This is a genomic window from Bacillus sp. HU-1818 (assembly GCF_022695965.1).
Classification (GTDB): domain Bacteria; phylum Bacillota; class Bacilli; order Bacillales; family Bacillaceae; genus Bacillus; species Bacillus atrophaeus.
In genome coordinates, this window is the sequence record NZ_JAAPBE010000001.1 from 583,032 (window position 1) to 606,083 (window position 23,052).

Below are 23,052 nucleotides of genomic sequence, written 5' to 3' on the forward strand. Positions count from 1 at the left end.
CCGATGGATGTGATCCATGAATTGACGACTTTGTTTCCGGTATTTCCGGACGCTACTCCCCTTTGGGATTTCAAGAAATATTTAAATTATAAGATAATAATAATCGCTGCCATTTCTTTTGTCAATGCTTATCTTTATTTAAAAATACAGAAAGATTTTCAGATTTGCTCTTCTTTTTCTTTTTTTTCATAAATAAGTAGATGGCAAACACCAAAACAATACATATTCCGGCCGGCAGCATATATTGATCAAGAATTGAGCCTACTTCTTTCCAGTTTTGTCCGAGTTTCACACCTAAATAGACATAAACAAACGTGATCGGAAGCATAGCTAAAAATGTATAAACCGAAAACGCCCAGACATTCATTTTAGCTATTCCGCACGGTATGGAGATCAGCGTACGGACCCCCGGCAGAAATCGCCCGCTGAATGCCACAAAACCGCCGTGCTTTCGAAAGAATTGATCCGACTTATCAAGCGCCTCAGGCTTTATAAATATGTATTTCCCAAACCGCTCAAGAAACGGCCTTCCGCCATATCTCCCGATCCAATACAATGTGAGCGGTCCCGCGACTCCTCCGAGAGATCCTGCTATTATGACTCCGATAAGCGTCATATCACCTTTCGATACCCAATAGCCCGCAAGCGGAAGCACGATTTCAGCCGGTATAAATTCAATACAGAGCGCCAGAAAGATTCCAAAATAAGATAAACTTTTAAATGCCTCTATCAGTTGCATAACTAATGCTTCGATAATCATCACTTCCCCTTACTTTATCTATTCTATAATACATCACACATTCGTTTTTTGGTCAGAAGGCAAAACATCAGAATGATTTTAACATATTTTTATATAGTTAAAGTAATAAAAACCAATGGCACTTGTGCTTTTCTATTTTTTAAATCAGACTGCTGTATACACAGCATTTAATTTAGAAACGAAAATACATTATAATAGCGTATTTATACTTTTATCTATTATTATCGCTTGTGCTGCCTCATATACATCGCTTGAAATATCAAAGAAAGTCACATTTAAAACAGGTTTAAAAAGTAAACTTTGGCTGTTCGCGTGATCTGTCATTATGGGCTTTGGCATTTGGGCCATGCAATTTGTCGGTATGATGGCTTTTTACCGATTTTTCACCGGTGCGCTTATAATGCGGGTTTCTATCGCTTCCATGCATTTTATAGGCATAGATTCCATTTCCCGGGTAATTATTGTGTATGATCCTTTTCTAATCACGGCTTCTGTCTTGGCGGCGATGCAGTTGCTTTCTTCTCCTTAAAAATTTTATTTTGGTGACGTTTTAAAAAATATCTGAGCGCCTTGTGATATATAGTCATGAGCTTAAGGCCCATCTATTCCGTCTCTGGGGGATACGGCGATGCCTATGCTGACTGAAGTGTTCAATTGGTGCCGCTGAATCATAAATGGCATTTCAAACTGCTCAATCAAATTTTTGGCCACGTATCTATCTCATCTGTGTCTGTATTGGTGTTTGTCAAAATAATAATAAATTCATCTCCGCCTAAGCGGGCGATAAATCCATTGTCGGGGATGGCGGAAGAAAGACGCTTTGACGTTAGCTGAAGCAGCTGGTCACCGATATTATGCCCTAAAGTGTCATTGATGATTTTGAACCTGTTTAAATCTAAAAAACACGGCTGTTTCTTGTTGTAGAGCATTGGTGCGATTCAACGTTCCATTAAGATGAAACATTCATATTTCTTTTGTCAGATCAACATCTCTCTTGATCGCTTGTTTGTCTTTTTTTACTTGCAGAATAAAACCGCTGAGAACCGAACGAATACGCCTTTTGATGTCAACAATATCCTTGCCTGCACGATTGAAACAGATCATTTCCCCTGTTAGAGATAAAATGAAAATAGCGTCAACATTGTGCATGATTAAAGACTGAAAGATCAGCTTGGACACTTTTTTCTGAAACAGCCGGCGCTTTATGAGTTCCGGTGTCTTTTGCATCCATAAGTTTCTATACATGAATATAGCCCATGCCTTGCACAATAATGAAAAAAGGGGTTTATTTTTATGCATACGATGTGGAAGGGCTCTATCAGCTTCGGCCTTGTCAATATTCCGATCAAGCTCTACGCAGCCACGGAAGATAAGGATATTAAATTGCGCAGCCTCCATAAAGAGTGCCACGCACCGATCAAGTATGAAAAAAAATGCACGAGCTGCGAAAAGACTCTCGCTCCCGATGAAATCGTTAAGGGATATGAATATGTGAAGGGCAAATATGTCGTTCTTACAGATGAAGAGCTGAAAGAATTAAAACAGGAACACGAAGAAAAAGCAGTCGAGATAGTCGACTTTGTTCAGCTGAAGGAAATTGATCCGATCTATTTTAACCGCTCCTATTATGTTGGTCCCGGCGATAATGGCTCAAAAGCCTACACTCTCCTTCGGGAAGCACTGAGGACGACCGAAAAAATCGGGATCGCAACCATTACAATCCGGTCTAAACAGCAGCTTGCCGTTCTCCGTGTGTATGAAAATTGTATCCTGATGGAATCCATTCATTACCCGGATGAAGTCAGAAGCGCTGCCCATGTGCCCGGTGTTCCTGATCAATCGAATGTAAATGATAAAGAATTGCAAACGGCCATCACATTAATTGATGAGCTGACAACTGATTTTCAGCCTGAACAATATGAAGATACCTACCGGAAAGCCATCATGCAAAAAATAAACGACAAGCTGGAAAATAAAGAAACAGCCGTCACACCTGGTACAACCGCTCCTCGAGAAGACGTGATCGATTTGGTCAGCGCTCTTCAGGCAAGCATCGACCGGACTAAACGGCCGAATCAAGACAAAGCTGCTTCTCCGCCAGCAAAGCCTGCCGCACCGAAAGGAGCCGGAGAAAAAAAGCGGAAAACGACTAGAAAAAAAGCCTCCGGCACATCATAATTGGCGGCGCTCACCATGCAGCCTGTTCTCACCTCGTTACCGCCTGAAGGAGACGAATGGCGCTATGAAGTAAAATATGACGGATTTCGGTGTATTCTTCATGTGACAGAGTCAGGTGTTACATTAACGAGCAGAAATGGGCAGCTTTTCAACAGCACGTTTCCGGAAATTACACAATACGCAGAAAATGTGTTTCAAAAAATGAATAAAAGCCTTCCGTTAACAATTGACGGAGAAATTGTATTTTTGATAAACCCCTTCCGCTCTGATTTTGAACACGTTCAAGTACGCGGACGGATGAAAAATCCGGAGGCAATCAAAAAATTGGCGGACAGCAGCCCTTGCAGCTTTCTCGCCTTCGATCTTTTGGAAAGGGACGGAACCGACATATCGTCTCTTCCATATACCGAGCGAAAAAGAGAGCTTTCCGAGCTGATGAGATCCGCTGCACTTCCCGTCACTGTAGATCATCTGGCAAAGGAAACCATTCAATATATTCCTGATCACGCCCATTTTAAACCGCTTTGGGAGCAAGTGCAAAAGTATGACGGAGAAGGAATTGTCGCGAAGAAAAAAGGAAGCAAATGGATAGAGAAAAAAAGGACTCCTGATTGGCTTAAGTTTAAACATTTTAAAAAGGCGCATGTTTGTTTAACAGGATTTAATCCGAACAACGGATATGTGACGGTATCTGTTTTTAAAAACGGGAAAATAACTCCCGTCGCCTCTGTATCACACGGAATGAGTGATGAAGAAAAAAACGCAATTCGATCTATTATGGAAGCGCACGGCACAAAAACGCAGGCAGGCGAATATACGCTTGAACCTTCGATTTGTTTGACTGTTCAATATTTAACGATATTAAAAGGCACCCTGCGGGAAGTGTCATTTGTTTCCTTTCAATTCGATATGGAGCCTCGGGCATGCACTTACGGACAAATGGTGCGCCAGTCAAAAACATTGCACCCTAAGCTGGAATTCACAAGTCTCGATAAAGTCATTTTTGAAAAAAAGAAGCGGACGAAAGAGGATTTTATTACGTATATCATTGAAATCAGTGACTTTCTGTTCCCTTTTCTCAAAGACCGGGCTGTGACTGTTATTCGGTTTCCGCACGGGTCAAAGAGTGAATCTTTCTTTCAAAAAAATAAGCCGGATTACACGCCGGATTTTGTTCATTCCTTTTTTGACGGCAGCCATGAACATATTGTTTGTGAAGATATTTCCACATTGTTATGGCTCGCTAATCAGCTCGCCCTGGAATTCCACGTTCCTTTTCAAACCGTATCCAGCCGCCGCCCGTCAGAAATTGTGATTGATTTAGACCCGCCGTCAAAGGATGATTTTCTCATGTCCGTTCACGCGGCTCATGAGCTGAAACGATTATTTGACTCGTTCGGCATCGCATCGTTTCCGAAGCTTTCCGGCAACAAAGGCATCCAGCTCTATATCCCTTTGTCGCCCGAAGCCTTTTCTTATGAAGAAACGCGCAGCTTCACCATGCTGATTGCTGATTACTGCACGAACGCGTTTCCTGAGTTGTTCACAACCGAACGCTTCATCAAAAACAGACATGGAAAACTGTATCTTGATTATTTGCAGCATGCGGAAGGGAAAACAATCATTTGTCCTTATTCCACCCGGGGAAACGAGCTGGGCACAGTGGCAGCGCCTCTTTATTGGAGTGAAGTGCAACCATCCTTAACCCCCGCCTCTTTTACGATTGATACCGTCGTCAAGCGAGTCAAGGAACAGGGATGCCCCTTTTATGATTTTTACCGGAATCCGCAAGATGAACCGCTGACAGCGATTTTGCAGCAGCTGAAGAAAAAGAGCTGATTCACCTGATCAGCTCTTTTCCTTTAACTGTATTTTTTCTCTAATAATCGTTCAGTTTCCTGCCGCTGTAACGGGCTCAGAGGTTCGGAGTACAAATCAATGTCAACCGCATACTTAGGGCGCCTTTTGACTTCAGTAAATATGGTTCCTATATACTCGCCGATAATGCCGATCCCCATCAATTGCAATCCCCCCAGAAACCAGATTGAAATAATGAGCGATGCCCACCCTGCATTCGTATAGCCAAGCATTTTTTGAATGATAACGCCAATTCCCGCCATTGCGCTCAACAAAAACAACAAAAATCCTATCAAAGTGAAAAATCGGATCGGCGCAACACTAAAGGACGTGATTCCGTTAAAAGCAAAGGATAGCATCTTTTTAAGAGGATATTTTGTTTCTCCTGCAACGCGTTCTTTCCGGTCATACATCACTTTTGCCGATTTGAATCCAATCATAGGAACGATACCGCGTAAAAACAGGTTGGCCTCCGGGTAGCGTCCGAGTTCATCAAGAGACCTTTTGTTCATCAAACGAAAGTCGGCATGATTATAGATTAACTGAATACCGAGCTTATTCATTAACCGATAAAAACCTAAAGCTGTTGTGCGTTTGAAAAAGGTATCAGTTTTCCGGCTGCGCCTGACGCCATATACAATCTCACAGCCTTCGTGAAATTTCAAGATAAATTCACGGATCACCGAGATATCGTCCTGCAGGTCGGCATCAATCGAAATCACACAGTCAGAGCGGTGCTTTGCCTTATGCAAGCCGGCTAAAAGCGCTTTTTGATGCCCGACATTACATGCTAATTTCAAACCGGTGACTTTGCTGTTTTTAACGCTTTCCATGGCAATCAAAGACCAGGTTCGATCACGGCTTCCATCATCAACAAATAATATTTTACTTTCTTCTGAAATTAATTTTTCAGCTGTTAAACTGTTTAAAACGGAAGTCAGCTGTCTGCTTGTCTCTTCAAAGACTTCTTCTTCGTTATAACAAGGAACGACAATCGTTAATAATGGCGGTGGCTGTATCACTATGTATCCTCCTTATTTGGCTTCATATAAATAAATGCTCCAGGCAGAGTCTTCATGGTCAAACTTTTTCACGAATTCAAGCTGGTTCCTTTCCGCGTTCAGAATGGGAACTGAAGAAAAAATGTAGCGTCCTCCCATCTCTTTAAACACTGCGGTATTTAATTCGAGATGTTTGATTTTCTTGTTTGAATTTTTTTTAAAGTTATAACGCTTTCCGAGTTCATCGACAAATACATAACAACGGCTGCCCCATTCATCGAAATATCGTTTCAACCGCCCGTTTTTTTCCAGCTCTTTGGCGATTATTTTCCGAAATTGATATTTGTATGAAAGCGGATAGAGATTATTGTACGTGTCCAGTGTGTAAAAGCCATTATACTGGGAGATCGCCGGGTGAAGGCCGATGCTCGCGACACGGTAAGTGTCTTGCGGAAGTCCGATATACTCCTTGATCTCATTAAATTGTTCAGTTGCGTAAAATTCACGAAATGTCGGGGCGTGATAGTGAACGCCGTACGTATATTCTTCATTAAAAGGGACCAATACCATCAGCTGGGCGGCTAGAGCTGCAGATACGAATATCTTCCACTTCTTCCCCATCTGCCATAAAAGATAGCAGGCAATGGCAAAGCTCAGATAAATGACTAATGGGCGCAAAAAATGAAACCGCGCAAAGTTAAAAGCCGCTAAAAAATCAAATTTCTCCTTCGGCACAGTCCAAATTTTATTGAACCAAAACGCATACCATAACGACAGCGCATAATTGAAGATGAACAAAAAAAGAAATACTTTCTCTAGCTGTGTTTTGTTTCGTCTCCATAAAACAATAGCGAACACAAGCAAAAGAATCGGAAGAATAATAAAGGTATGGACTGTCATCACGTGATTATGTCCTAAAATAAAATTTTTCAAGGACAGCCGTATGGAATGCCAAAATTCATGCCTTGATGATACAAATTCAACCCGATGCATCGTTTCCTGTGAATTTATCATTGAATAGACAAGCCGATATTCGACCATCAGAAAAATGCCTGTCATAAAAGCAATGCTTCCTAAAAACGGCAGATTCCAATCTCGTTTGACAATCACATCGTACAGCCAGAGACATGCAACGGCTGCAAGGAAAAAGAAGAATCCCAGTACAAAACTAGAATAAAGAGGCAGCAGGGCAAGGGTGATCCACTCTTTCCATGAGAAATCCCGCTTCCGAATATTTAAAAAGGCCCATAGCGCCAGCGGGTATCCAAGTGTACTCAGCATTCCGGAAGGCCAAAAAGGCGTTAAGGCAAACGCGAGTGATACGCCAATACGAATCAGATAGGCTTTTTCATCACAGATAAAATGCTTCCTTAGGAGCAGATACATGCCGAAAAAAGCGACCACTCTAGTAATGGTTTGACTTAAAGCGTAGGCTGTCATCGAAGGGAACAGCGCATGCAGCCAAACGATTCCGCTCCACTCTGTTCCATAAGCATCACGAGGCAGCCCATTGATAATCTGGGGAACCGTTGCGTCGACCTCTCCGTTTATTTCTCCGCTTTCAGCCAGCACTTTATACCAGGCAATATTAGAATCCAGATTATCATGTACGCGTATGTGGGCATCTTCCTTTAAAATGTAAAGGGGCGATACATATAGCAACAGCAGAAATAAGGCAATAAACAGATAGATTATTTCTTTCTTTTTCAGTCGTTCTAAAATAAACATTGCTTACACACCCATACTGTTTTCTTTAGCAACTCTCGATCTTTCATCATGTAACACACATTATTATCTCTATTACGTTCTATAAAATTCATCAGATGACAATAAATTCTAAAAAACAAAGTGCCTCAGTATAATTCGCACACGATTTACGAAATATACGAAAGAAGAACTGACAGAAAGACGACTGGATTAAAGGAATGAAACCATTTGAATAAAATCAAGATTATCACGCTGGCCGTTATCATTGCATTGATTGTCGGAGCGTATATTATGCTGAAACCGTATCCGGGATTAACGAAAAAACAAAAAGATGCCATTCGTCCTTCTTCAAGACCCGTGGTTGTCATTCTCATTGATTCCTTGATGGACAAACCCTTACAAAAAGCGATTAAAGAAAATCGGGCACCGGCACTTTCATTCTTAATGGAAAATGGGCATTATTTCCCTCGAATGGTCAGTGCCTATCCTACGATGTCTGTTACAATAGACAGCACACTGATGACCGGATCTTATTCAAATATTCACCACCTTCCAGGTCTGGTGTGGTATAACGAAGATGAAAATCGACTGGTTAACTACGGCAGTGATAAAAAAGAATTGATGGCGCTTGGCCTTAAACAGTCACTGAAAGACGGCATGTACAATTTAAATAATAAACATTTGAACCAATCGGCCGAAACGATTCATGAAGCTTTGGATAAACAAGGAAAACAGTCTGCCTCCATCAACGGGCTCATTTACCGTGGGAATACCGAGCATGAGTTGAACGCGCCAAGATTGTTAGACATGTTTGAGTTATTGCCTGAAAAATTAAAAACAAAGGGACCTTTTTTATTATCGTTCGGCAGATTTACCCAATTAAATCCGCACAATCGGTCTAACCATTTATGGCAAGGCTACGGTTTAAACGATACGTTCACTGCTCAAGAAATGAACTATCTCATCAAACAAAAGAAACTGCCCTCTCTTACCTTGGCCTACATGCCAGACTTAGACCATTCCATTCACAAGAATGGACCGATGGATATCAAAGCGGTTGAAAAAATGGATAAACAGATTCAAGATATGTTTAATACATATGGTTCATGGGATGAGGCTTTAAAAAATACAATATGGATTGTGATGGGAGACAGCGGACAAGCCGCAGTAGGGAACGACAAACACAAAGCGTTAATCCGTTTAAAAACGCTGTTAAAGGACTACCGCATTCCTAAATTAAGCAAAACGCCGTCTAAAAATGACCAGCTCGTTTTGGGAGTAAACGAACGAATGGCTTTTGTTTACTTGTTAGATCAAAAAATCGCTTTTTCCGATATTGCTTCTAAACTGAATAAGGATCCGAGAATGAACTTTACGGCATGGAAAGAAAATCACTGGATTTATGTAACTTCAGGAGAATCAAATAAGTCACTTCGTTTTCAGCCGAACGGGTCCTATAAGGACAAATATAATCAAACATGGAATGTGGAAGGCGATCTGTCGGTGCTGGATCTTTCCGCAGCGAATAAAGTTATCCGGTACGGCGACTATCCCGATGCGCTGGCCCGCCTTTATGGAGCGCTTCATTCTCATAAGGGCCGTTATCTTATTGCCGATGCGAAACCGGGATTTGAATTTGTCGGTGAAAAATCCCCTGCCCACCTCGGCGGAGCCGGTCACGGGTCTTTGCACAAAACGGACACATATTCTCCGATGATAATTGTTGGCTCTGATAAAACTCCTAAGCACCTTCGGCATACAGATTTAAAAGACTTTTTTATAAAGCTGACGAAGGAATAAAATTCTTGTGACACCACTCACGATTCTTTTGAAAAGAATCGTGTTTTTCTCTTTTCTCTCTTCTCAAGCCCAATATTTCCCGCTATCATTACAGTTTCATCACGTTATACTGGTAGAAGGGAGGAGATATTGAATGTTTATATTCTTACTTTCTTTGGCTATTATACTCAGCATACCTTTTATATATAGAGCGATTCACAATACGAAAGATGTTAAGGTGAACACAATTACAGTCAACCAGAACAAAGCCGGTGCATCTAAGAAGCAATTAACGATACTTCACTTATCAGACCTTCATTTAGAAAACATTTCCGTTTCACCGGAACAGCTTTTGGATTTAACGAAGAAAAACTCAATAGACATCATCGCGTTAACGGGGGATTTTCTTGATCGAAAACGAAACATTCCAAAGCTGGCGAACTACTTGGACGCGCTGCAAGAATTGAAACCTAAATATGGAATGTACGCGGTTTTTGGAAATCATGATTATGTGTTAAAAGAAAATGATTTTCAAAGACTGAAACAAGTGTTAGAAGAACACGGGTGCAGAACGCTTCAAAATGAACACGTGCAGATTCAGACTGAAGAAGGATTTTTAAATATAATCGGAATTGATGATTACAGCACGAAACGAAGCAATATCATCGATTCGTATAAGGGACTTAAAGACGGGTATCATCTTGTTTTAACACATGATCCAAACATTGTGCTGGATATGGAAAAGTTCCGTTTTGATTACCTTCTCTCAGGGCATTTTCACGGAGGCCAAATTCATTGGCCTAAGCCCTACCATATGGTGAAAATGGGAAAACTTGTTCGAATGAATATGATAAAAGGGCTGCATTATCATCACGATAAACCTTTTTATATTAGTGAGGGGCTGGGCCAGACCGGCGTTAATATCCGTGTCGGAAGCCGTCCTGAGGTAACCTTCCATCAAATATCATAAAAAAAGAGGCTGGCCTTTAGAAAAGGCATCAGCCTCTTTTTTGATATTTTTGCTGGAGCTTTTCCTTTGAAATTAACAAGTAATATGAATTCGGAATGCTTTGAGCGTTAAATTGCTTTGATGTTAAATAGAAAATCGGCAAATGTGTCACCTTTTTAAAAAACCTGTAAAAGTGATTAGAGGGTTTAACGACTTCAAAACCGAGTCTTTCCACTCCTTTATGGAGCATGGTGATTCCAATAATTCCTTTGATGTCATCCCTTTTTTTATGCTTGCTGATATAGTCAACTAAAAGCGGCATAGAAATATAAACCTTTTGATAAATGATCATTCCTTTTCTGACTGCGCTCTCAATGGTCCGCAGTTCTCTCATCAGTTTGATGTTATGAAGATGGATTTTGACTAACACATCATTTTTTTTAATCTTCGTTCCGTCGTTTAATATAATTTGAGCGCCTTTATACCTCGTTAACCTGACGCGAAAAACACTTTGTTTTTCTTTATCAATCACCGTTAACCTCGAAAAAAAGTAATAAATCGGATCAATTATGCCCCAAATTGAGAGGAAACAGCTCCTCATATGTTTCACCTTCCTTATCTGTTAAAAAACACACTTATATTTTGTGATGATTCGTAAAAAAATATAGATGGAAATCGTTTTTTATTCTGAAGGAGGACAAGCATGACAAACATATTGATTTTTCCTTTTCTCAGCATCTCAACCGGTCATCATCATGCGGCCGATTCGCTTCAGATTGAACTCAGTCTCAGGTCGCTTCAATCAGAAAAGATTGATATTTTTTCCCATCGTTATAAACGATTAGAAAAGCTTTCCTCTATCACATACTTAAAGTGGATACAACATTTCCCAAAAACATACAGCTGGATTTATCATCTAATGGCCTGCGGACAACATGAAACAAAGAAACGTTATGTGATGTATGAATGGCTGTTTTTGAAAAGCATGAAACAACTGATCCAGGAAAAGCAGCCTGATCTCGTGTTTTGCACCCACGCCCTGCCTTCCTACTTGCTCAATCAACTAAAACGAGAATTCCCGGCTATGAAAGTCGTGAACGTTTACACTGATTTTTTTGTCAATCAGGTATGGGGCAGACAGAATATCGATTATCACTTTGTACCGATCAAAGATATAAAAGAACAGCTCATAGCTGAAGGGGTTGATGAAGGGAAAATATTCCTTACCGGGATACCGATTGATCGATCTTCCACAGCGGAGCCAAAGCTTACACAAGCCGAGAAAAACCTTCCCCGTTACACCGTTATGATTACAGGCGGAAGTATGGGAGTCGGAGGAATTTTTAAGCTGATCAAAGAGCTATCGCCCGGCGGAAATATCTCCTACCAAATCTTATGCGGGAAAAACGAAAAGCTCTACCGCTATGTGAAAAGTTTACACAATCCTTTGCTCGAAGCTCTTCCTTACATTCACAGCAAAGCTGAAATGAATCATTTATATCAGCACGCTTCAGGTATCATCACGAAACCCGGCGGCGTTACTGTTAGCGAATGCATCGAAAAAAAGCTGCCGACCTTTATTTATCACGCATTGCCGGGTCAGGAAGAAATGAATTTGAATCTGTTAAAAAAACGCCGGCTTGTGATCAGCTTAGAAAATTGGAAAAAACAGCCGATAGAAGATCAGCTGTTGTCATTTTTTCAATCGAGTGAACATGTCAGACATTATCAGGAACATGTCAGTCAGCACCTTCTTGAAATGTCTGATTGGGATATTCGTGAAATGATCGGAAAAATAATTCTATAGAGGATAGGCCGAAAGAGGAATACGATTCTGGTGCCAAGCAATAAAAAACACTCCCTAAATAGAGAGTGTGAAAAGCCAAGTTTTAACGGAACAGCAAATGCTGGCTGTGAATACCTGCTTTTTTCAGCAAGCCAATCAGCTGTTCCTGTTCTTCAGGCGAAAGTCCTGAAAACGCTCTCGCAATTCGGAGCGAATGGACCGGGTAAATTTTATCTAGGTAAGCGCTGCCTTTATCCGTCAAATGCGCGTACACGGAGCGCTTGTCCTTCGGGTCCTGCTCCCTGATCAAAAATCCGTTTCTTTCGAGCTTGTCAATTACATAGGTGACGTTTCCGCTGACAAGCAGCAGCCTTGACCCGATTTGCTGCAATTTTTGCGGGCCTCTCGTGTAAAGCAGTTCGAGCACCGCAAATTCAGTCGGATTAAATCCATGCTCTTTACTGTCGCGGATACTGTGTTCAGAAACACTTTTGAAAGCCCTTGCAAAAACCTTGTACAAAGCCATCGCACGCTCAACTTCTTCTTCGTTAAACGATAATCTCATCATATCTACCTCGTATATAGAATTTTTATAAAAAAATAATGAAAACCCTTACATATGATAAGAGTCTTATCTCTCCTAATTATTCAATTCGCTGTTTTTTGTAAAATTCCTGCTCTCTTTACGCAAAAAAATCCCTTATACAAACGGTTTATTTTGTATAAGGGCTTTGCTTTACGTATGGAATTTTCCGATAAAAGTATGCATATTCTCTTCTCAGCTCGGAAATCGTCATCTCTTTCATTACTTCTTTATTATATACGCCGATTTGGTGCAGCTTTTCTGAATAATGGCTTCGTTCTTTTTCTAATGCCGTTTTTAGAAAATTACTCATGGCGCCCTCCTTATTTTTTCGGTATTCTATAAGAAGCATACCAGTTTTAAGTGAATGCAGTATGAATCAAATGTAAAGAAACGATTGATTATGAAGATTTACGGTACAGTCCGTTTTGGACGGATCTCAGCAGTTGAAAAGCGTGGTCCCCGGCAAGCTGCATGAATGCCTCAAGCATTTCATCCCGTTTGATATCTAATTCAATAATTTCCTTTGCCAGCGAGACCGCTTTTTCGTTCTCCATGATTATCCTTCCTCCTCATTACTATTTACATAAAGAATAAAACGCTGTTTTTCTCAGCGCATCATTCTTGTTAATTTTTCTTCCGTAGTTTTTCAAAAAATTTCTATTCCATGTCAGGAAATCTAACAAACGTTAGGTTTTTTCTCTCGTTTTTTTATATACTATGATTAAAAGACATCCAGGGGTGGAAAAATGACCACAGAAGATCGTTCTTACAAAGACAAAAAAGTGATATCTATCGGAATTGTGAGCGAATTGACAGGATTGTCCGTAAGGCAAATCAGATATTATGAGGAACGGAAGCTGATCTATCCCCAGCGTTCTTCAAGGGGGACGAGAAAATATTCTTTCGGAGATGTGGAACGGCTGATGGATATTGCGAATAAGCGTGAGGATGGCGTTCAGACGGCAGAGATTCTGAAGGATATGCGCAAGAAAGAACAGGCATTAAAAAATGACCCTCAAGTGCGGAAAAAAATGTTGGAAGGTCAGCTTAATGCGCACTTTAAGTATAGAAACCGCTAAAATATAAAAGTCCGTCTTTACTGGATAAGACGGACTTTTTATTGTTTATAATGAGTGAATGAATGCAGTAGCGATACCAAAATAGATTAATAACGACAAAATATCATTTAACGTTGTAATCAGCGGCCCTGAGGCAATTGCCGGGTCTACGTTGAGTTTATGCAGGATGATCGGGACAACCGTTCCCGCCATGGTGCCGATGATCAGCGTAATAAGAAGAGACGAACCGACTACAAAACCGAGCAGCATATTGCCTTGCCAAACCACAGCAATTACTGTAATCAAAACAGAACACACAGCTCCAATATAGAAGCTTGTTCTCAGCTCCCGGAAAATCAGGCGTAAAATCGTTTTCTTATTCATTTCTTCTTTAGATAATCCTCTGATAACGACAGCAAGTGACTGCGTTCCCGTATTCCCTGTCATCCCGGCAATCATCGGCATGAAAAACGCCAGTGCGACGACCTGCTTCAGCGTCTCCTCAAAAAAGTTCATGATGCTGCCTGAAATGAGCCCGATAAACAGAAGCAAAATCAGCCAGGGCAGACGGCGGTAAGCAGCCACGTATGCTTTTGTATCAAATGTAATGGCTTTCCCTGATGCGGCGAATTTTTCGTAATCTTCGTCTGCTTCCCGGATCACGACGTCGATGATGTCATCAACCGTTACGATCCCGACAAGCACGTTGTTTTCTTCCACAATGGGAATCGCCAGAAAATCATACCGTTCTATCAGGCGGGCGACTTCTTCCTGATCTTGAAGAGCGTCCGCTGAAATGACCCGGGTAAACATGAGATCCTGAACCTTTTCTTCCGGTTCCCCGAGAATTAAATCGCGGTATGACAGAACGCCGACAAGCTGCTTGCTGTCATTAATGACATACAAGTAGTTGATGGATTCAGCTATTTCGGCAAAGGTTTTCAGTTTCACAACCGCATCTTTTACCGTGTAATGCTGCGGGATCCATACAAAGCGGTTTGTCATCATTCGGCCTGCTGTTTCAGGCGGATAATTCATCAAAAGCTGGACGGCCTTTGACTCCTCCGCCTCCATGCTGGAAAGAAGCTGCTCTTTCAGTTCTTCATCCATTTCCTCCAGCAATTGAGCGAGGTCATCGTTATCCATTTTGTTCATTGCAAGGGTTGCTTTTGTTTTTCCGACTTTATTTAAAACGGCGAGCTGGTCTTCCCGCTCAAGCTCTCCGATCATATCAGTGATATCGTCAACTGTCAGATAAGATAAATAGCGGGCTCGGTGTTTTTCCGGCATTTCTTTAAACAAAAAAGCCACGTCATAAGGCTGAAGTTCATCAATTATGCTGCGGAAGTCCCTTACCTTTCCATCTCTCAATAAAATGATAATGCGTAAAATGAGTTCATCGTAGGTCATGTTTTGAACCATCGGGACTCGTACCTCCTTTACGGAGACGTGCCGGCTTCGCCAGAAGGTGCGGCAGGCCGTCTCCTCATCATGTAATGATTCGCGGTCTTGTTGTATATGGGAACTTCTTCAGATTGACTCGAATGGGGAGAATCCATACTCCGCACCTCCTTTTACTATATGATCATTTCGTTTTCAGGGCATAAAAAAACCCTTCCGGATTGAAGGGAAAAAAGCACGGCAAATAAGCGTGCGGTCGCCTTCAATCGTAGAGCTTTAGCACTGTATGGCATAGGACGCAAAACATCCAGCTGCATTAAAAATCACCTTATGTCGATGATTTCTGTTGACCCATTGGCGTCTTTGGACATTTTTGGGCAGCAGCGTATCTCCATACAGGAGCCTCACCTAACGAAGTTCGTAATGTAATTGACACACCTGAGGTTACAGAAAAAAAGAAGCTGTGTCAACTTAAAAAAGTAATTTATCCGTTGGGCGGCTGTATGCAGCAAACAGAATAAGGGCTTTTGCCCTCATTCTGTTTGCTCTGTTTCGTCCTCTTCTGACAACAGATGGTACGATTCATGCAGAAATAACGCGTACTCCCCCTCTTTTGTGGGATGGGGAACGTATTCAGCCTGATTAATGTACTGTTCTTCTTTTTTGTCCATGCGGCATGCCTCCTTTTACGTTTAGATTGTCCAAAAGATGGCGCGTTATCAAGAAAAAAAACCTCACATAGTGTGAGGTTTAGTCGTCCAGCTCCTGCTTGATGATCCGGCCGTCTTTTGCTGAGATGTCAAATTCGGCTTCTGTGCCCTGGTCAGTTTTGATCTCAATTTCATAGATGTACACACCGTCGTCTTCATCAAGTTTGCTTTCTGTCACTGTTCCGTTTGTTTGCTTTAAGGCGATCTTTTCAGCTTCTTCTTTTGTCAGGCTGACCTGCTCTTCTTTTTCTTTTAACGGATCATTAAGGGGTTTTTTTGTATTGATATCCACATAAACGTCATAATCTTCTCCGGCTTTTTCGATTTCGACTTCATATGCTTCTTTTCCGTCATACATTTCTTTGTCGATATCATCCACCGTTCCGTCAACTACGGTCTTTGCAATTTCGGCAGCTTCTTTTTCAGATAATGCACCCGATGATACACCGTTTTGTGTGACTTGGCTGTTATTTTCTTTGGCAAAGGCGTTATAACTGAATCCGCCTGCCGCTAAAGCACCCGCCAATACACCGATCATCCATTTTTTCTTCAACATCTTACATTCCTCCTTCATTCGTTATGAGTCTAGCTTACACACTGAAGATGAAAGGAAAGAAAGAACAAGATGAGAATTTGATGAGAAAAAAATTAATCCTCATACACGATGCCGACAATGCGGCCGGTGTAGGCATTAATTTTAACCGTAGCCTCCCTGTCATTCGGAAGATCGATGTCCACTTCAAATACGAGAGTGCCTTCGCTTTCCTCGAGATCCGCATCATCCGCTTTTCCGCCAACCTCTTTCACAGCGATGGCCTTTGCTTCTTTTTGGCTGATTTTTGTCGCTTGTTTATCGCCTTTTTTGCTTACTTTTTCAGAAGAAACAACTGTTTTCGCACGCTTATCCACCTTGACCTTATAGGTCTCCCCTTCATTTTGAATAGTAAATGCGGCAATGTCTTTTTTTTGGGTGCGTTCAGTGATAGTTCCCGGCGTTTTGGCTAAGGCAAGCTGTTCTGCTTCTTTTTCTGTTATCAAAGGCGTGTTGATGCGTTTGATTCTGTCCATATCAAGAATGGCGCCTGTTTTCGCATCTGCTTTCAGCTCATAAATTCCTTTCTCATTTTCAAGCGTCAGCAGATATGCTTTCTGATCGGAGGATGTATCCAGCTCCGTAATGTCACCTTCATAGGAGGCACTGATTTTTTTCTGGATGGCCGCTTTTGACAGCACATCTTTCTGAGCTTGGTTCATCATGAGGATGACACAGATGATTATCGCTATAATCGCAATACCTGCTGTGAAAATAGCTTTGGTCCGTTTTTTCATTGCACCCCTCCTCGTCATGGCAAATCAGCGCCCCTTTTAAATTGCACGGTTACGCTCGTACCTTCATTTACTTTGCTGTCGATGGTAAGCTCGATGCCGTGTTCGTCAGCAATCTGCTTAGCAATCGACAGGCCGAGTCCTGTTCCGCCGGTTTTGCGGTTTCGTGCTTCATCGGCTCTGTAGAAGCGTTCAAAGAGATGTTCGATATGCTGCTTTTGTATGCCTATGCCGTGATCCCGAACAATAAGAAAAGGAAGGCCTTGGTTTTTCCCGGCCAAAACTTTAATAGGCTCTGAACTGTATTTGATGGCATTATCTAGTAAAATGGTCAGCAGCTGTTTCATGCGTTGTTCGTCCGCTGTCACATATAAGCTTTCCCAATCGGTTTCCAGCATCATATCCCGTCCATAGGCGCTTTGTAAGGTTTGAATAACAGAACGGGCCAAATCGATGATATCTATCGTTTTCACATCCAGCTTCATGTCTTTCTGGTATTTCGCAAGGGTGAGAAGCTGATCCGTCAGTTTTTTCATTTTTATGGCTTCAGAGTGAATCGCCTCGACCGATTCTTCCAGCACCTCCGGTTTTTGTGCTCCCCATCTTTTGATTAGGCTGCTGTAGCTTTCAATAACGGTGATAGGGGTTTTCAGTTCATGCGAAGCATCCTGAACGAACTGCTGCTGTTTTTCATAATGCTCTTTCAGCATCTCCGCCATTTGGTTAAATGTAAGCCCCATTTGGTATAATTCATCGTGTGACTGCCCCTTTAGCGAAATCGTTTTGAAGGTTTTTTCTCTTTGGATATCTTTCATCGTCTTCATCAGTCTTCTGATTGGATTGACAATGCGTCGCGCCAGCAGACTGCCTGCAAAGTAAGAAGCGATGCATACCGCCGCGCTTGCCGTGATTAAAATAATCCGCAAAAGCAGCAGGCTCTCTTCCGTGTGCTCCTCTCTTTCAATGAGCTGAAGCGAGACAACTTCGCCATCTGTCCAAATGACCGGTACAGCCGCGACGGCGTACAGCATGCCATTCTGCTTTGTCACTTCTTCGGTCTGCCCGCTATGAAACACTTTCGGAAAATTCTTGTATGCTTTGTCTTTTGTCACTGTGATAACGGCCTTTTTGTCTTTATCAACAACTCTGACCATCCCGTTAGGCGGAAGGTATGCTTGGAGCATATCCTCAAGGGCCACCCCTTCTGATTCAGCGGTATGGAGAGCTTCTGCAATATTGGCCGTTTCTTCGGCTAACATTGAGGCATCTTTTGATGTCAGGGCAGATGAAAAAATAAGATACACTGCCGTATGAATCAATATCAGCAATATGAAAAGCGATAAAGATGTATACAGGTGGATTTTGGTCTTTAGATTCATCGTCTACTCCTTGATTGCATATCCGACCCCGCGGACTGTGTGGATCAGCTGTTTTTCGTATGGGTAGTCCATCTTTTTTCTAATATAGCGTATGTACACATCTACTACATTTGTATCTCCCAAATAATCAAACCCCCACACAGAAGCAAGAATTTGTTCACGCGTGAGCACCTGCTGCGGATGCTTCAGCAAAAATACGAGCAGATCGAATTCGCGCGGCGTTAATTCAACCTCTTGATCCGCCCGTTTGACCTCACGCGTCTTTTCATTCACTTGTAGATCACCAAGTGATAAAAATGTGCCGGGATCTTCAGAGGCTGATCCGTTTTGCCGGAGCGCCGCCCTGATTCTTGCCAAAAGCTCTTCAATTTCAAACGGCTTGGTTACGTAATCATTTGCTCCGATGTCCAAACCCGTTACCTTATCAGGTATACTGTCTCTCGCGGTTAATAAAATAACAGGCGTATGCATGTCTGTTTTCCGCAATCGGCGGAGCACTTCAAGACCGCTGAGACCGGGCAGCATGACATCGAGCAGAACCAAGGCGAACTTTTCTTCTAATGCAGCGCGCAGACCCTCAGTGCCGGTTTCTTTAATCGTGGCCTTATATCCTTCATATTCTAATTCCAGCTGAAGCACTCTGGCGATTTTTTCCTCGTCTTCCACAATTAAAATGTGCCCTTTTTCCAAATCCTATCACCCTTTCCTTGCTCTATATGAAAAAAATGATTATCCCTGTTTACAAATCCTATCTTATCATCTATGATGATTTCAAAATAAAAAATTGTATATCGAAAGCACTAGGGGTGCTATTTTGGCTGAGATAAAACGCGGCAACACGCGTTTTGATCCCTTATAACCCGATCTGGATAATACCAGCGTGGGGAAGTGCAGGATGACCGATACGACGCCTTTTTTTGCGTCTTCCGTTCTATGACTGCATATTCCCTATGGATATGCAGTTTTTTATTTTCCTAAAAACAACCAGGAGGTCGGAGAAATGAACAACGTATGCGGCACAAGCAGAATCGCCGGTTTTCGATTTTCTTTATACCCGATGACAGATGATTTTATCAATGTGATCATGTTGGCGCTGAAGGAAACCGATACATCAAAGGTTTGGCAGAAAACAGATCATATCAGCACATGCTTTCGCGGGAAAATGGATCATGTATTTGACGCCGCCAAAGCTGTATACCTTCACGCAGCCAAAAGCGGAAAACACATCGTCATGAACGGAACCTTTTCTATCGGCTGCCCGGGTGATACACAGGGTGATTCGTTTCTTTTTGAAGATGACAAAAGATTGAATGACGAAAATACCCGTGAGATCCAAGCGGAGGCCCCATGTCAGTTTGCGCTCTATCCAATGAATGAACCGGATTATATGGGCATTATTTCAGAAGCGGTCGATATCGCTAAAGCGCAAGGCACTTTTGTGCAGGGTGTGCATTATGCAAGCGAGCTTGATGGAGACGCTCACGATGTGTTCCGCACATTGGAGGCCGCATTCCGGCTCGCAGAAGAAAAAACAAACCATGTGACGATGACTGTGAACTTCTCGGCAAACAGTCCGTCAAGAAAGCAGGGATCAAATGAAAAGCTGGAAGGTTAGAGAAATCGTTGTTATGTCTGTCATCAGTGTTGTATTTGCCGTTATTTATTTATTATTTACGCATTTCGGAAATGTGCTTGCAGGTTTCTTCGGTCCGATGGGCTATGAACCGATTTACGGCATCTGGTTTATCGTTTCTATTATTGCCGCTTATATCATCAGAAAACCCGGCGCGGCGCTCATTTCAGAAACCATTGCCGCGTTTGTTGAATGCCTGCTCGGCAATCCGTCCGGTCCGATGGTGATTGTGGTGGGACTTGTTCAAGGTCTTGGCGCTGAAGCGGTCTTTCTTGCCGCGCGCTGGAGAGTGTATTCTCTCCCTATTCTCCTTCTTGCAGGGATGGGCTCGTCAGTGACAAGCTTTATTTATGACCTATTCGTGGCCGGATATGCTGCACTGTCGCCAGGCTATTTACTGCTCATGCTCATCATTCGTCTGTTTTCCGGAGCGCTGCTTGCAGGCCTTCTCGGAAAAGTTATCAGTGACTCACTCGCCTACACCGGCGTATTAAACGGCATGGCGTTCGGAAAAGAACTGAAGAAGAAACGGAAACAGGTGTCCCAGCATGCAGGATTCTAATGAACTCCTCAGCATCGACCGGCTGACTTTTTCCTACGAGGAAGATGAAAAGCCAATTTTTAAAGACTTGTCGTTTCAGATTCAAAAGGGAGAACGGGCACTATTGCTCGGGCCTAGCGGATGCGGCAAAAGCTCGCTGGCCCTCTGTATAAACGGCCTTTACCCAGAAGCTTGTGATGCAACGCAGACTGGGCGCATCTCACTTTTCCAAAAAAACATTGAAGATTTTCAAGCAGCAGAAAAGCCCTCTTTACATATCGGGGTGGTCTTTCAAGATCCAGACCAGCAGTTTTGCATGCTCACGGTTGAAGATGAAATCGCTTTTGGGTTGGAAAACCTGCAAATGCCCAAGGAAGAAATGAAAGAGAGAATCGACGATGTATTAGTAAAACTCGATTTAACCGGCTTGAAGGGTCAAACTATCTCAGCCCTGTCCGGGGGAACAAAGCAGAAAGTCGCGCTGGCTTGTATTTTGGCGATGGAACCTGATCTTATTATTCTGGACGAACCGACTTCTCTGCTTGATCCTCATTCAGCACGCAGCTTTGTTCACATAATAAAGGAGCTGCAGGAGGAAAAGGGCTTCGGGCTTCTCGTCATTGAGCACCAGCTTGACGAGTGGGCGCCTTGGGCGGAACGGACAATTGTGCTTGACGCATCGGGGCAGAAAGTGATGGATGGTGAAACACCGGATATCTTTCAATTCCGTTCAGAAGAACTGAAAAAGATCGGCGTTGCCATTCCTCATGTCGCAGCCATGCAGGAAAGCTTGAGCGTACCATTTACTTTGTCGAAAGAGATGTTGTTTACACAGCCGTTTCCCGCTTTCAAAGAAGGCAAGAACCTCCCTCTGACTGAGGATGTGTTAGAGGTAAACGGGCTTTCGTTTTCAAGAGGGCAGCGGGCGATCTTCTCAGACATCAGCTTTTCACTTCGCGCGGGATCATTGACGGCTGTCGTCGGACCGAACGGAACGGGAAAATCAACGCTTTTATCAGTTCTCGCACGGCTCTATAAACCGAAAAGCGGCGAAATTCGCCTGTTCGGCAAACCGCTTCATTCTTTTTCTGAAAACGAGTTGCGAAGGCAGATGGGATTTGTTTTTCAAAACCCCGAGCATCAGTTTGTCGCTGATACGGTATTTGGCGAGCTGGTCTTCGGACATAAACACCAAAAGGATGCAGCCGAAAAAGCGCATGATCTTTTGCGGCGTTTCGGCCTTGACCATGTTCTCACCCATCATCCCTTCGCTTTAAGCCAGGGGCAAAAACGGCGGCTGAGCGTCGCCACTATGATGATGCACGACCTGAAGATTTTACTTTTGGATGAGCCGACCTTCGGGCAAGATGCGAAAACCGCTGCGGAATGTATGGAGCTGATTGAAAGCATCCAGGCGGCCGGAACAGCTGTTTTGATGATTACACATGACATGGAGCTTGTCTCAGCTTTTGCCGACAACGTTCTTGTGCTTCACGACACAAAATTGGTTTATCAAGGGGCTCCGGCGCCGTTATTTTCAGAGCAGAATGAAATTGTTCAACAAGCAAAACTGGCATGGCCGCTTCAATATGAATGGCTGCACCATAAACAGCAGGAGGAACATTATGAACCAGCAATTACAAACCATTAATCCGACAATAAAAGCTGCTGCTGTGTTTTGCTGTGTGGTGATGCTGTCGTTCATTTATAACCCCTACACTCCAGCATGTTTTTATGTGATTATCGTAGTCGGGGTTCTGTCGGCGGCACGAATTTCTCTGAAAAAATGGCTCCTGTTTACGATCCCCTTTCTGATTTTGGCAGCCGGATGTATGTGGACAGCGGCAGTCTTCGGTAAAGTGCCGACGACCGCTGACAATTTATTATTTGAAGCCGGCCCTTTTGAAATAAACCGCGAAAATGCTTTGGTAGGCATTTCACTCGGTTTTCGTATTTTATGCTTTTCGGCCCTTTCCATGATGTTTATTTTCACGACTGATCCGATATTATTTATGCTCAGCCTTGTTCAGCAGTGCAGGCTTTCGCCGAAGCTTGCGTACGGCATTATCGCAGGCTTTCGTTTTCTTCCGCTGTTAAAAGACGAAGTTCAGATCATTCAGCAGGCGCACAAAATCAGAGGCGGCGCGTCCGAAAACGGATTGCGGGAAAAGCTCGCAGCTATGAAGCGATATACGATTCCTTTACTGGCGAGCGCCATCAGAAAAGCTGAACGGACGGCAATTGCGATGGAATCTAAAGGCTTTACCGGCATCCGGAATCGGACGTACTACAGAACCCTTACGGTCGCACCCCGTGATTGGCTGTTTTTCTTTCTGGTGCTTTTACTGTTCAGCGTTAGCTTTTTTATCTCTTTATGCTTTTCTTGACGTGAAAAAGCCAC

The 23,052-nt window shown here is 42.8% G+C and carries 25 protein-coding genes, 1 pseudogene and 2 riboswitches; of the genes and pseudogenes, 12 read left to right on the forward strand and 14 right to left on the reverse strand.

The genetic code is table 11. The features are described from left to right. Positions 1 to 121 precede the first annotated feature (121 nt). Complete coding sequence (locus GXP75_RS02700) at positions 122 to 760, reverse strand: DedA family protein (RefSeq protein ID WP_242556070.1); 639 nt, start codon at positions 758 to 760, stop codon at positions 122 to 124. Between the two features lie 115 nt (positions 761 to 875). Here GXP75_RS02700 and GXP75_RS21550 point away from each other — a divergent pair, with 115 nt between their 5' ends. Both GXP75_RS21550 and GXP75_RS02705 read left to right on the forward strand, forming a co-directional pair. Further along, the gene (locus tag GXP75_RS21550; RefSeq protein ID WP_396022439.1) at positions 876 to 1,076 is read left to right on the forward strand and encodes an MHYT domain-containing protein; all 201 of its coding nucleotides are present in this window, start codon (positions 876 to 878) and stop codon (positions 1,074 to 1,076) included. Positions 1,077 to 1,085: 9 nt separating this feature from the next. Then, positions 1,086 to 1,289, forward strand: a complete 204-nt coding sequence (locus GXP75_RS02705) for an MHYT domain-containing protein (protein WP_242556071.1) — start codon at positions 1,086 to 1,088, stop codon at positions 1,287 to 1,289. Between the two features lie 68 nt (positions 1,290 to 1,357). Here the strand turns inward: GXP75_RS02705 and GXP75_RS21555 are convergent. Continuing rightward, positions 1,358 to 1,924: pseudogene (locus GXP75_RS21555) on the reverse strand (diguanylate cyclase domain-containing protein); the annotation flags it as partial. Positions 1,925 to 2,053: 129 nt separating this feature from the next. Here GXP75_RS21555 and ku point away from each other — a divergent pair. Then, positions 2,054 to 2,938: a non-homologous end joining protein Ku gene (ku, locus tag GXP75_RS02720; RefSeq protein WP_242556074.1), complete on the forward strand. Its 885-nt coding sequence runs from the start codon at positions 2,054 to 2,056 to the stop codon at positions 2,936 to 2,938. A 15-nt stretch (positions 2,939 to 2,953) separates the two neighbouring features. Further along, complete coding sequence (locus tag GXP75_RS02725; RefSeq protein WP_242556277.1) at positions 2,954 to 4,777, forward strand: DNA ligase D; 1,824 nt, start codon at positions 2,954 to 2,956, stop codon at positions 4,775 to 4,777. A 23-nt stretch (positions 4,778 to 4,800) separates the two neighbouring features. Here GXP75_RS02725 and GXP75_RS02730 read toward each other — a convergent pair whose 3' ends face one another. Together GXP75_RS02730 and GXP75_RS02735 are read right to left on the reverse strand one after the other, a co-directional pair. Next, the gene (locus GXP75_RS02730; protein WP_242556075.1) at positions 4,801 to 5,817 is read right to left on the reverse strand and encodes a glycosyltransferase family 2 protein; all 1,017 of its coding nucleotides are present in this window, start codon (positions 5,815 to 5,817) and stop codon (positions 4,801 to 4,803) included. Between the two features lie 12 nt (positions 5,818 to 5,829). After that, positions 5,830 to 7,524 carry a DUF6044 family protein gene (locus tag GXP75_RS02735; RefSeq protein WP_242556076.1) on the reverse strand — a complete coding sequence of 565 codons (1,695 nt, stop codon included), beginning with the start codon at positions 7,522 to 7,524 and terminating at the stop codon, positions 5,830 to 5,832. A gap of 207 nt (positions 7,525 to 7,731) precedes the next feature. Between GXP75_RS02735 and GXP75_RS02740 the strand changes: the two genes are divergently transcribed. Beyond that, positions 7,732 to 9,303 carry an alkaline phosphatase family protein gene (locus tag GXP75_RS02740; RefSeq protein WP_242556077.1) on the forward strand — a complete coding sequence of 524 codons (1,572 nt, stop codon included), beginning with the start codon at positions 7,732 to 7,734 and terminating at the stop codon, positions 9,301 to 9,303. Between the two features lie 133 nt (positions 9,304 to 9,436). Continuing rightward, positions 9,437 to 10,252 carry a metallophosphoesterase gene (locus GXP75_RS02745; RefSeq protein ID WP_106045127.1) on the forward strand — a complete coding sequence of 272 codons (816 nt, stop codon included), beginning with the start codon at positions 9,437 to 9,439 and terminating at the stop codon, positions 10,250 to 10,252. A gap of 28 nt (positions 10,253 to 10,280) precedes the next feature. On the opposite strand, the gene GXP75_RS02750 is transcribed toward GXP75_RS02745, so the two are convergent. After that, positions 10,281 to 10,832 carry a YkoP family protein gene (locus tag GXP75_RS02750; protein WP_242556078.1) on the reverse strand — a complete coding sequence of 184 codons (552 nt, stop codon included), beginning with the start codon at positions 10,830 to 10,832 and terminating at the stop codon, positions 10,281 to 10,283. Between the two features lie 102 nt (positions 10,833 to 10,934). Here GXP75_RS02750 and GXP75_RS02755 point away from each other — a divergent pair, with 102 nt between their 5' ends. Beyond that, positions 10,935 to 12,038: an MGDG synthase family glycosyltransferase gene (locus GXP75_RS02755; RefSeq protein ID WP_242556079.1), complete on the forward strand. Its 1,104-nt coding sequence runs from the start codon at positions 10,935 to 10,937 to the stop codon at positions 12,036 to 12,038. 82 nt (positions 12,039 to 12,120) lie between these two features. Here the strand turns inward: GXP75_RS02755 and GXP75_RS02760 are convergent, their stop codons facing one another. The 3 genes from GXP75_RS02760 to GXP75_RS02770 all read right to left on the reverse strand — a co-directional run bounded on the left by GXP75_RS02760 (position 12,121) and on the right by GXP75_RS02770 (position 13,157). Beyond that, complete coding sequence (locus GXP75_RS02760) at positions 12,121 to 12,585, reverse strand: MarR family winged helix-turn-helix transcriptional regulator (protein ID WP_010788404.1); 465 nt, start codon at positions 12,583 to 12,585, stop codon at positions 12,121 to 12,123. Positions 12,586 to 12,730: 145 nt separating this feature from the next. Next, positions 12,731 to 12,913, reverse strand: a complete 183-nt coding sequence (locus tag GXP75_RS02765; RefSeq protein WP_106045130.1) for a Fur-regulated basic protein FbpA — start codon at positions 12,911 to 12,913, stop codon at positions 12,731 to 12,733. Between the two features lie 88 nt (positions 12,914 to 13,001). Further along, the gene (locus GXP75_RS02770; RefSeq protein WP_003327357.1) at positions 13,002 to 13,157 is read right to left on the reverse strand and encodes a hypothetical protein; all 156 of its coding nucleotides are present in this window, start codon (positions 13,155 to 13,157) and stop codon (positions 13,002 to 13,004) included. A gap of 192 nt (positions 13,158 to 13,349) precedes the next feature. Between GXP75_RS02770 and GXP75_RS02775 the strand changes: the two genes are divergently transcribed. Next, positions 13,350 to 13,682 (forward strand): MerR family transcriptional regulator, encoded by a 333-nt coding sequence (locus GXP75_RS02775; RefSeq protein WP_003327358.1) that lies wholly within the window; start codon positions 13,350 to 13,352, stop codon positions 13,680 to 13,682. Between the two features lie 45 nt (positions 13,683 to 13,727). On the opposite strand, the gene mgtE is transcribed toward GXP75_RS02775, so the two are convergent. The 6 genes from mgtE to GXP75_RS02805 form a co-directional block, all read right to left on the reverse strand. Further along, a complete protein-coding gene (mgtE, locus tag GXP75_RS02780; protein ID WP_003327359.1) occupies positions 13,728 to 15,083 on the reverse strand; it encodes a magnesium transporter in 1,356 nt (451 codons plus the stop codon). 233 nt (positions 15,084 to 15,316) lie between these two features. Beyond that, positions 15,317 to 15,485, reverse strand: a riboswitch (M-box (ykoK) riboswitch). A 110-nt stretch (positions 15,486 to 15,595) separates the two neighbouring features. Then, entirely contained in the window at positions 15,596 to 15,733 is a 138-nt protein-coding gene (locus tag GXP75_RS02785; RefSeq protein WP_073991393.1) for a transcriptional regulator SplA domain-containing protein, read from the reverse strand. Between the two features lie 79 nt (positions 15,734 to 15,812). Continuing rightward, positions 15,813 to 16,328, reverse strand: coding sequence for a PepSY domain-containing protein (locus tag GXP75_RS02790; protein WP_003327363.1), 516 nt, complete (start codon positions 16,326 to 16,328; stop codon positions 15,813 to 15,815). A gap of 92 nt (positions 16,329 to 16,420) precedes the next feature. Next, complete coding sequence (locus GXP75_RS02795) at positions 16,421 to 17,101, reverse strand: PepSY domain-containing protein (protein ID WP_242556080.1); 681 nt, start codon at positions 17,099 to 17,101, stop codon at positions 16,421 to 16,423. A 14-nt stretch (positions 17,102 to 17,115) separates the two neighbouring features. After that, positions 17,116 to 18,477 (reverse strand): HAMP domain-containing histidine kinase, encoded by a 1,362-nt coding sequence (locus GXP75_RS02800; RefSeq protein WP_242556081.1) that lies wholly within the window; start codon positions 18,475 to 18,477, stop codon positions 17,116 to 17,118. 3 nt (positions 18,478 to 18,480) lie between these two features. After that, positions 18,481 to 19,167, reverse strand: coding sequence for a response regulator transcription factor (locus GXP75_RS02805; RefSeq protein ID WP_061571360.1), 687 nt, complete (start codon positions 19,165 to 19,167; stop codon positions 18,481 to 18,483). A 102-nt stretch (positions 19,168 to 19,269) separates the two neighbouring features. Further along, positions 19,270 to 19,381: riboswitch (TPP riboswitch) on the forward strand. 96 nt (positions 19,382 to 19,477) lie between these two features. Here GXP75_RS02805 and GXP75_RS02810 point away from each other — a divergent pair. From GXP75_RS02810 to GXP75_RS02825, 4 genes are read left to right on the forward strand one after another with little or no spacing between them, the layout of a single operon-like run. Then, positions 19,478 to 20,092 carry a YkoF family thiamine-binding protein gene (locus GXP75_RS02810; RefSeq protein WP_214915029.1) on the forward strand — a complete coding sequence of 205 codons (615 nt, stop codon included), beginning with the start codon at positions 19,478 to 19,480 and terminating at the stop codon, positions 20,090 to 20,092. After that, entirely contained in the window at positions 20,073 to 20,672 is a 600-nt protein-coding gene (locus GXP75_RS02815) for an ECF transporter S component (RefSeq protein WP_242556082.1), read from the forward strand. The genes GXP75_RS02810 and GXP75_RS02815 overlap by 20 nt, the downstream gene beginning before the upstream one ends. Continuing rightward, positions 20,659 to 22,302, forward strand: coding sequence for an ABC transporter ATP-binding protein (locus tag GXP75_RS02820; RefSeq protein WP_242556083.1), 1,644 nt, complete (start codon positions 20,659 to 20,661; stop codon positions 22,300 to 22,302). The genes GXP75_RS02815 and GXP75_RS02820 overlap by 14 nt, the downstream gene beginning before the upstream one ends. After that, positions 22,277 to 23,038: an energy-coupling factor transporter transmembrane component T family protein gene (locus tag GXP75_RS02825; RefSeq protein WP_242556084.1), complete on the forward strand. Its 762-nt coding sequence runs from the start codon at positions 22,277 to 22,279 to the stop codon at positions 23,036 to 23,038. Before GXP75_RS02820 ends, GXP75_RS02825 begins: the two co-directional genes overlap by 26 nt. Positions 23,039 to 23,052: the final 14 nt, after the last annotated feature.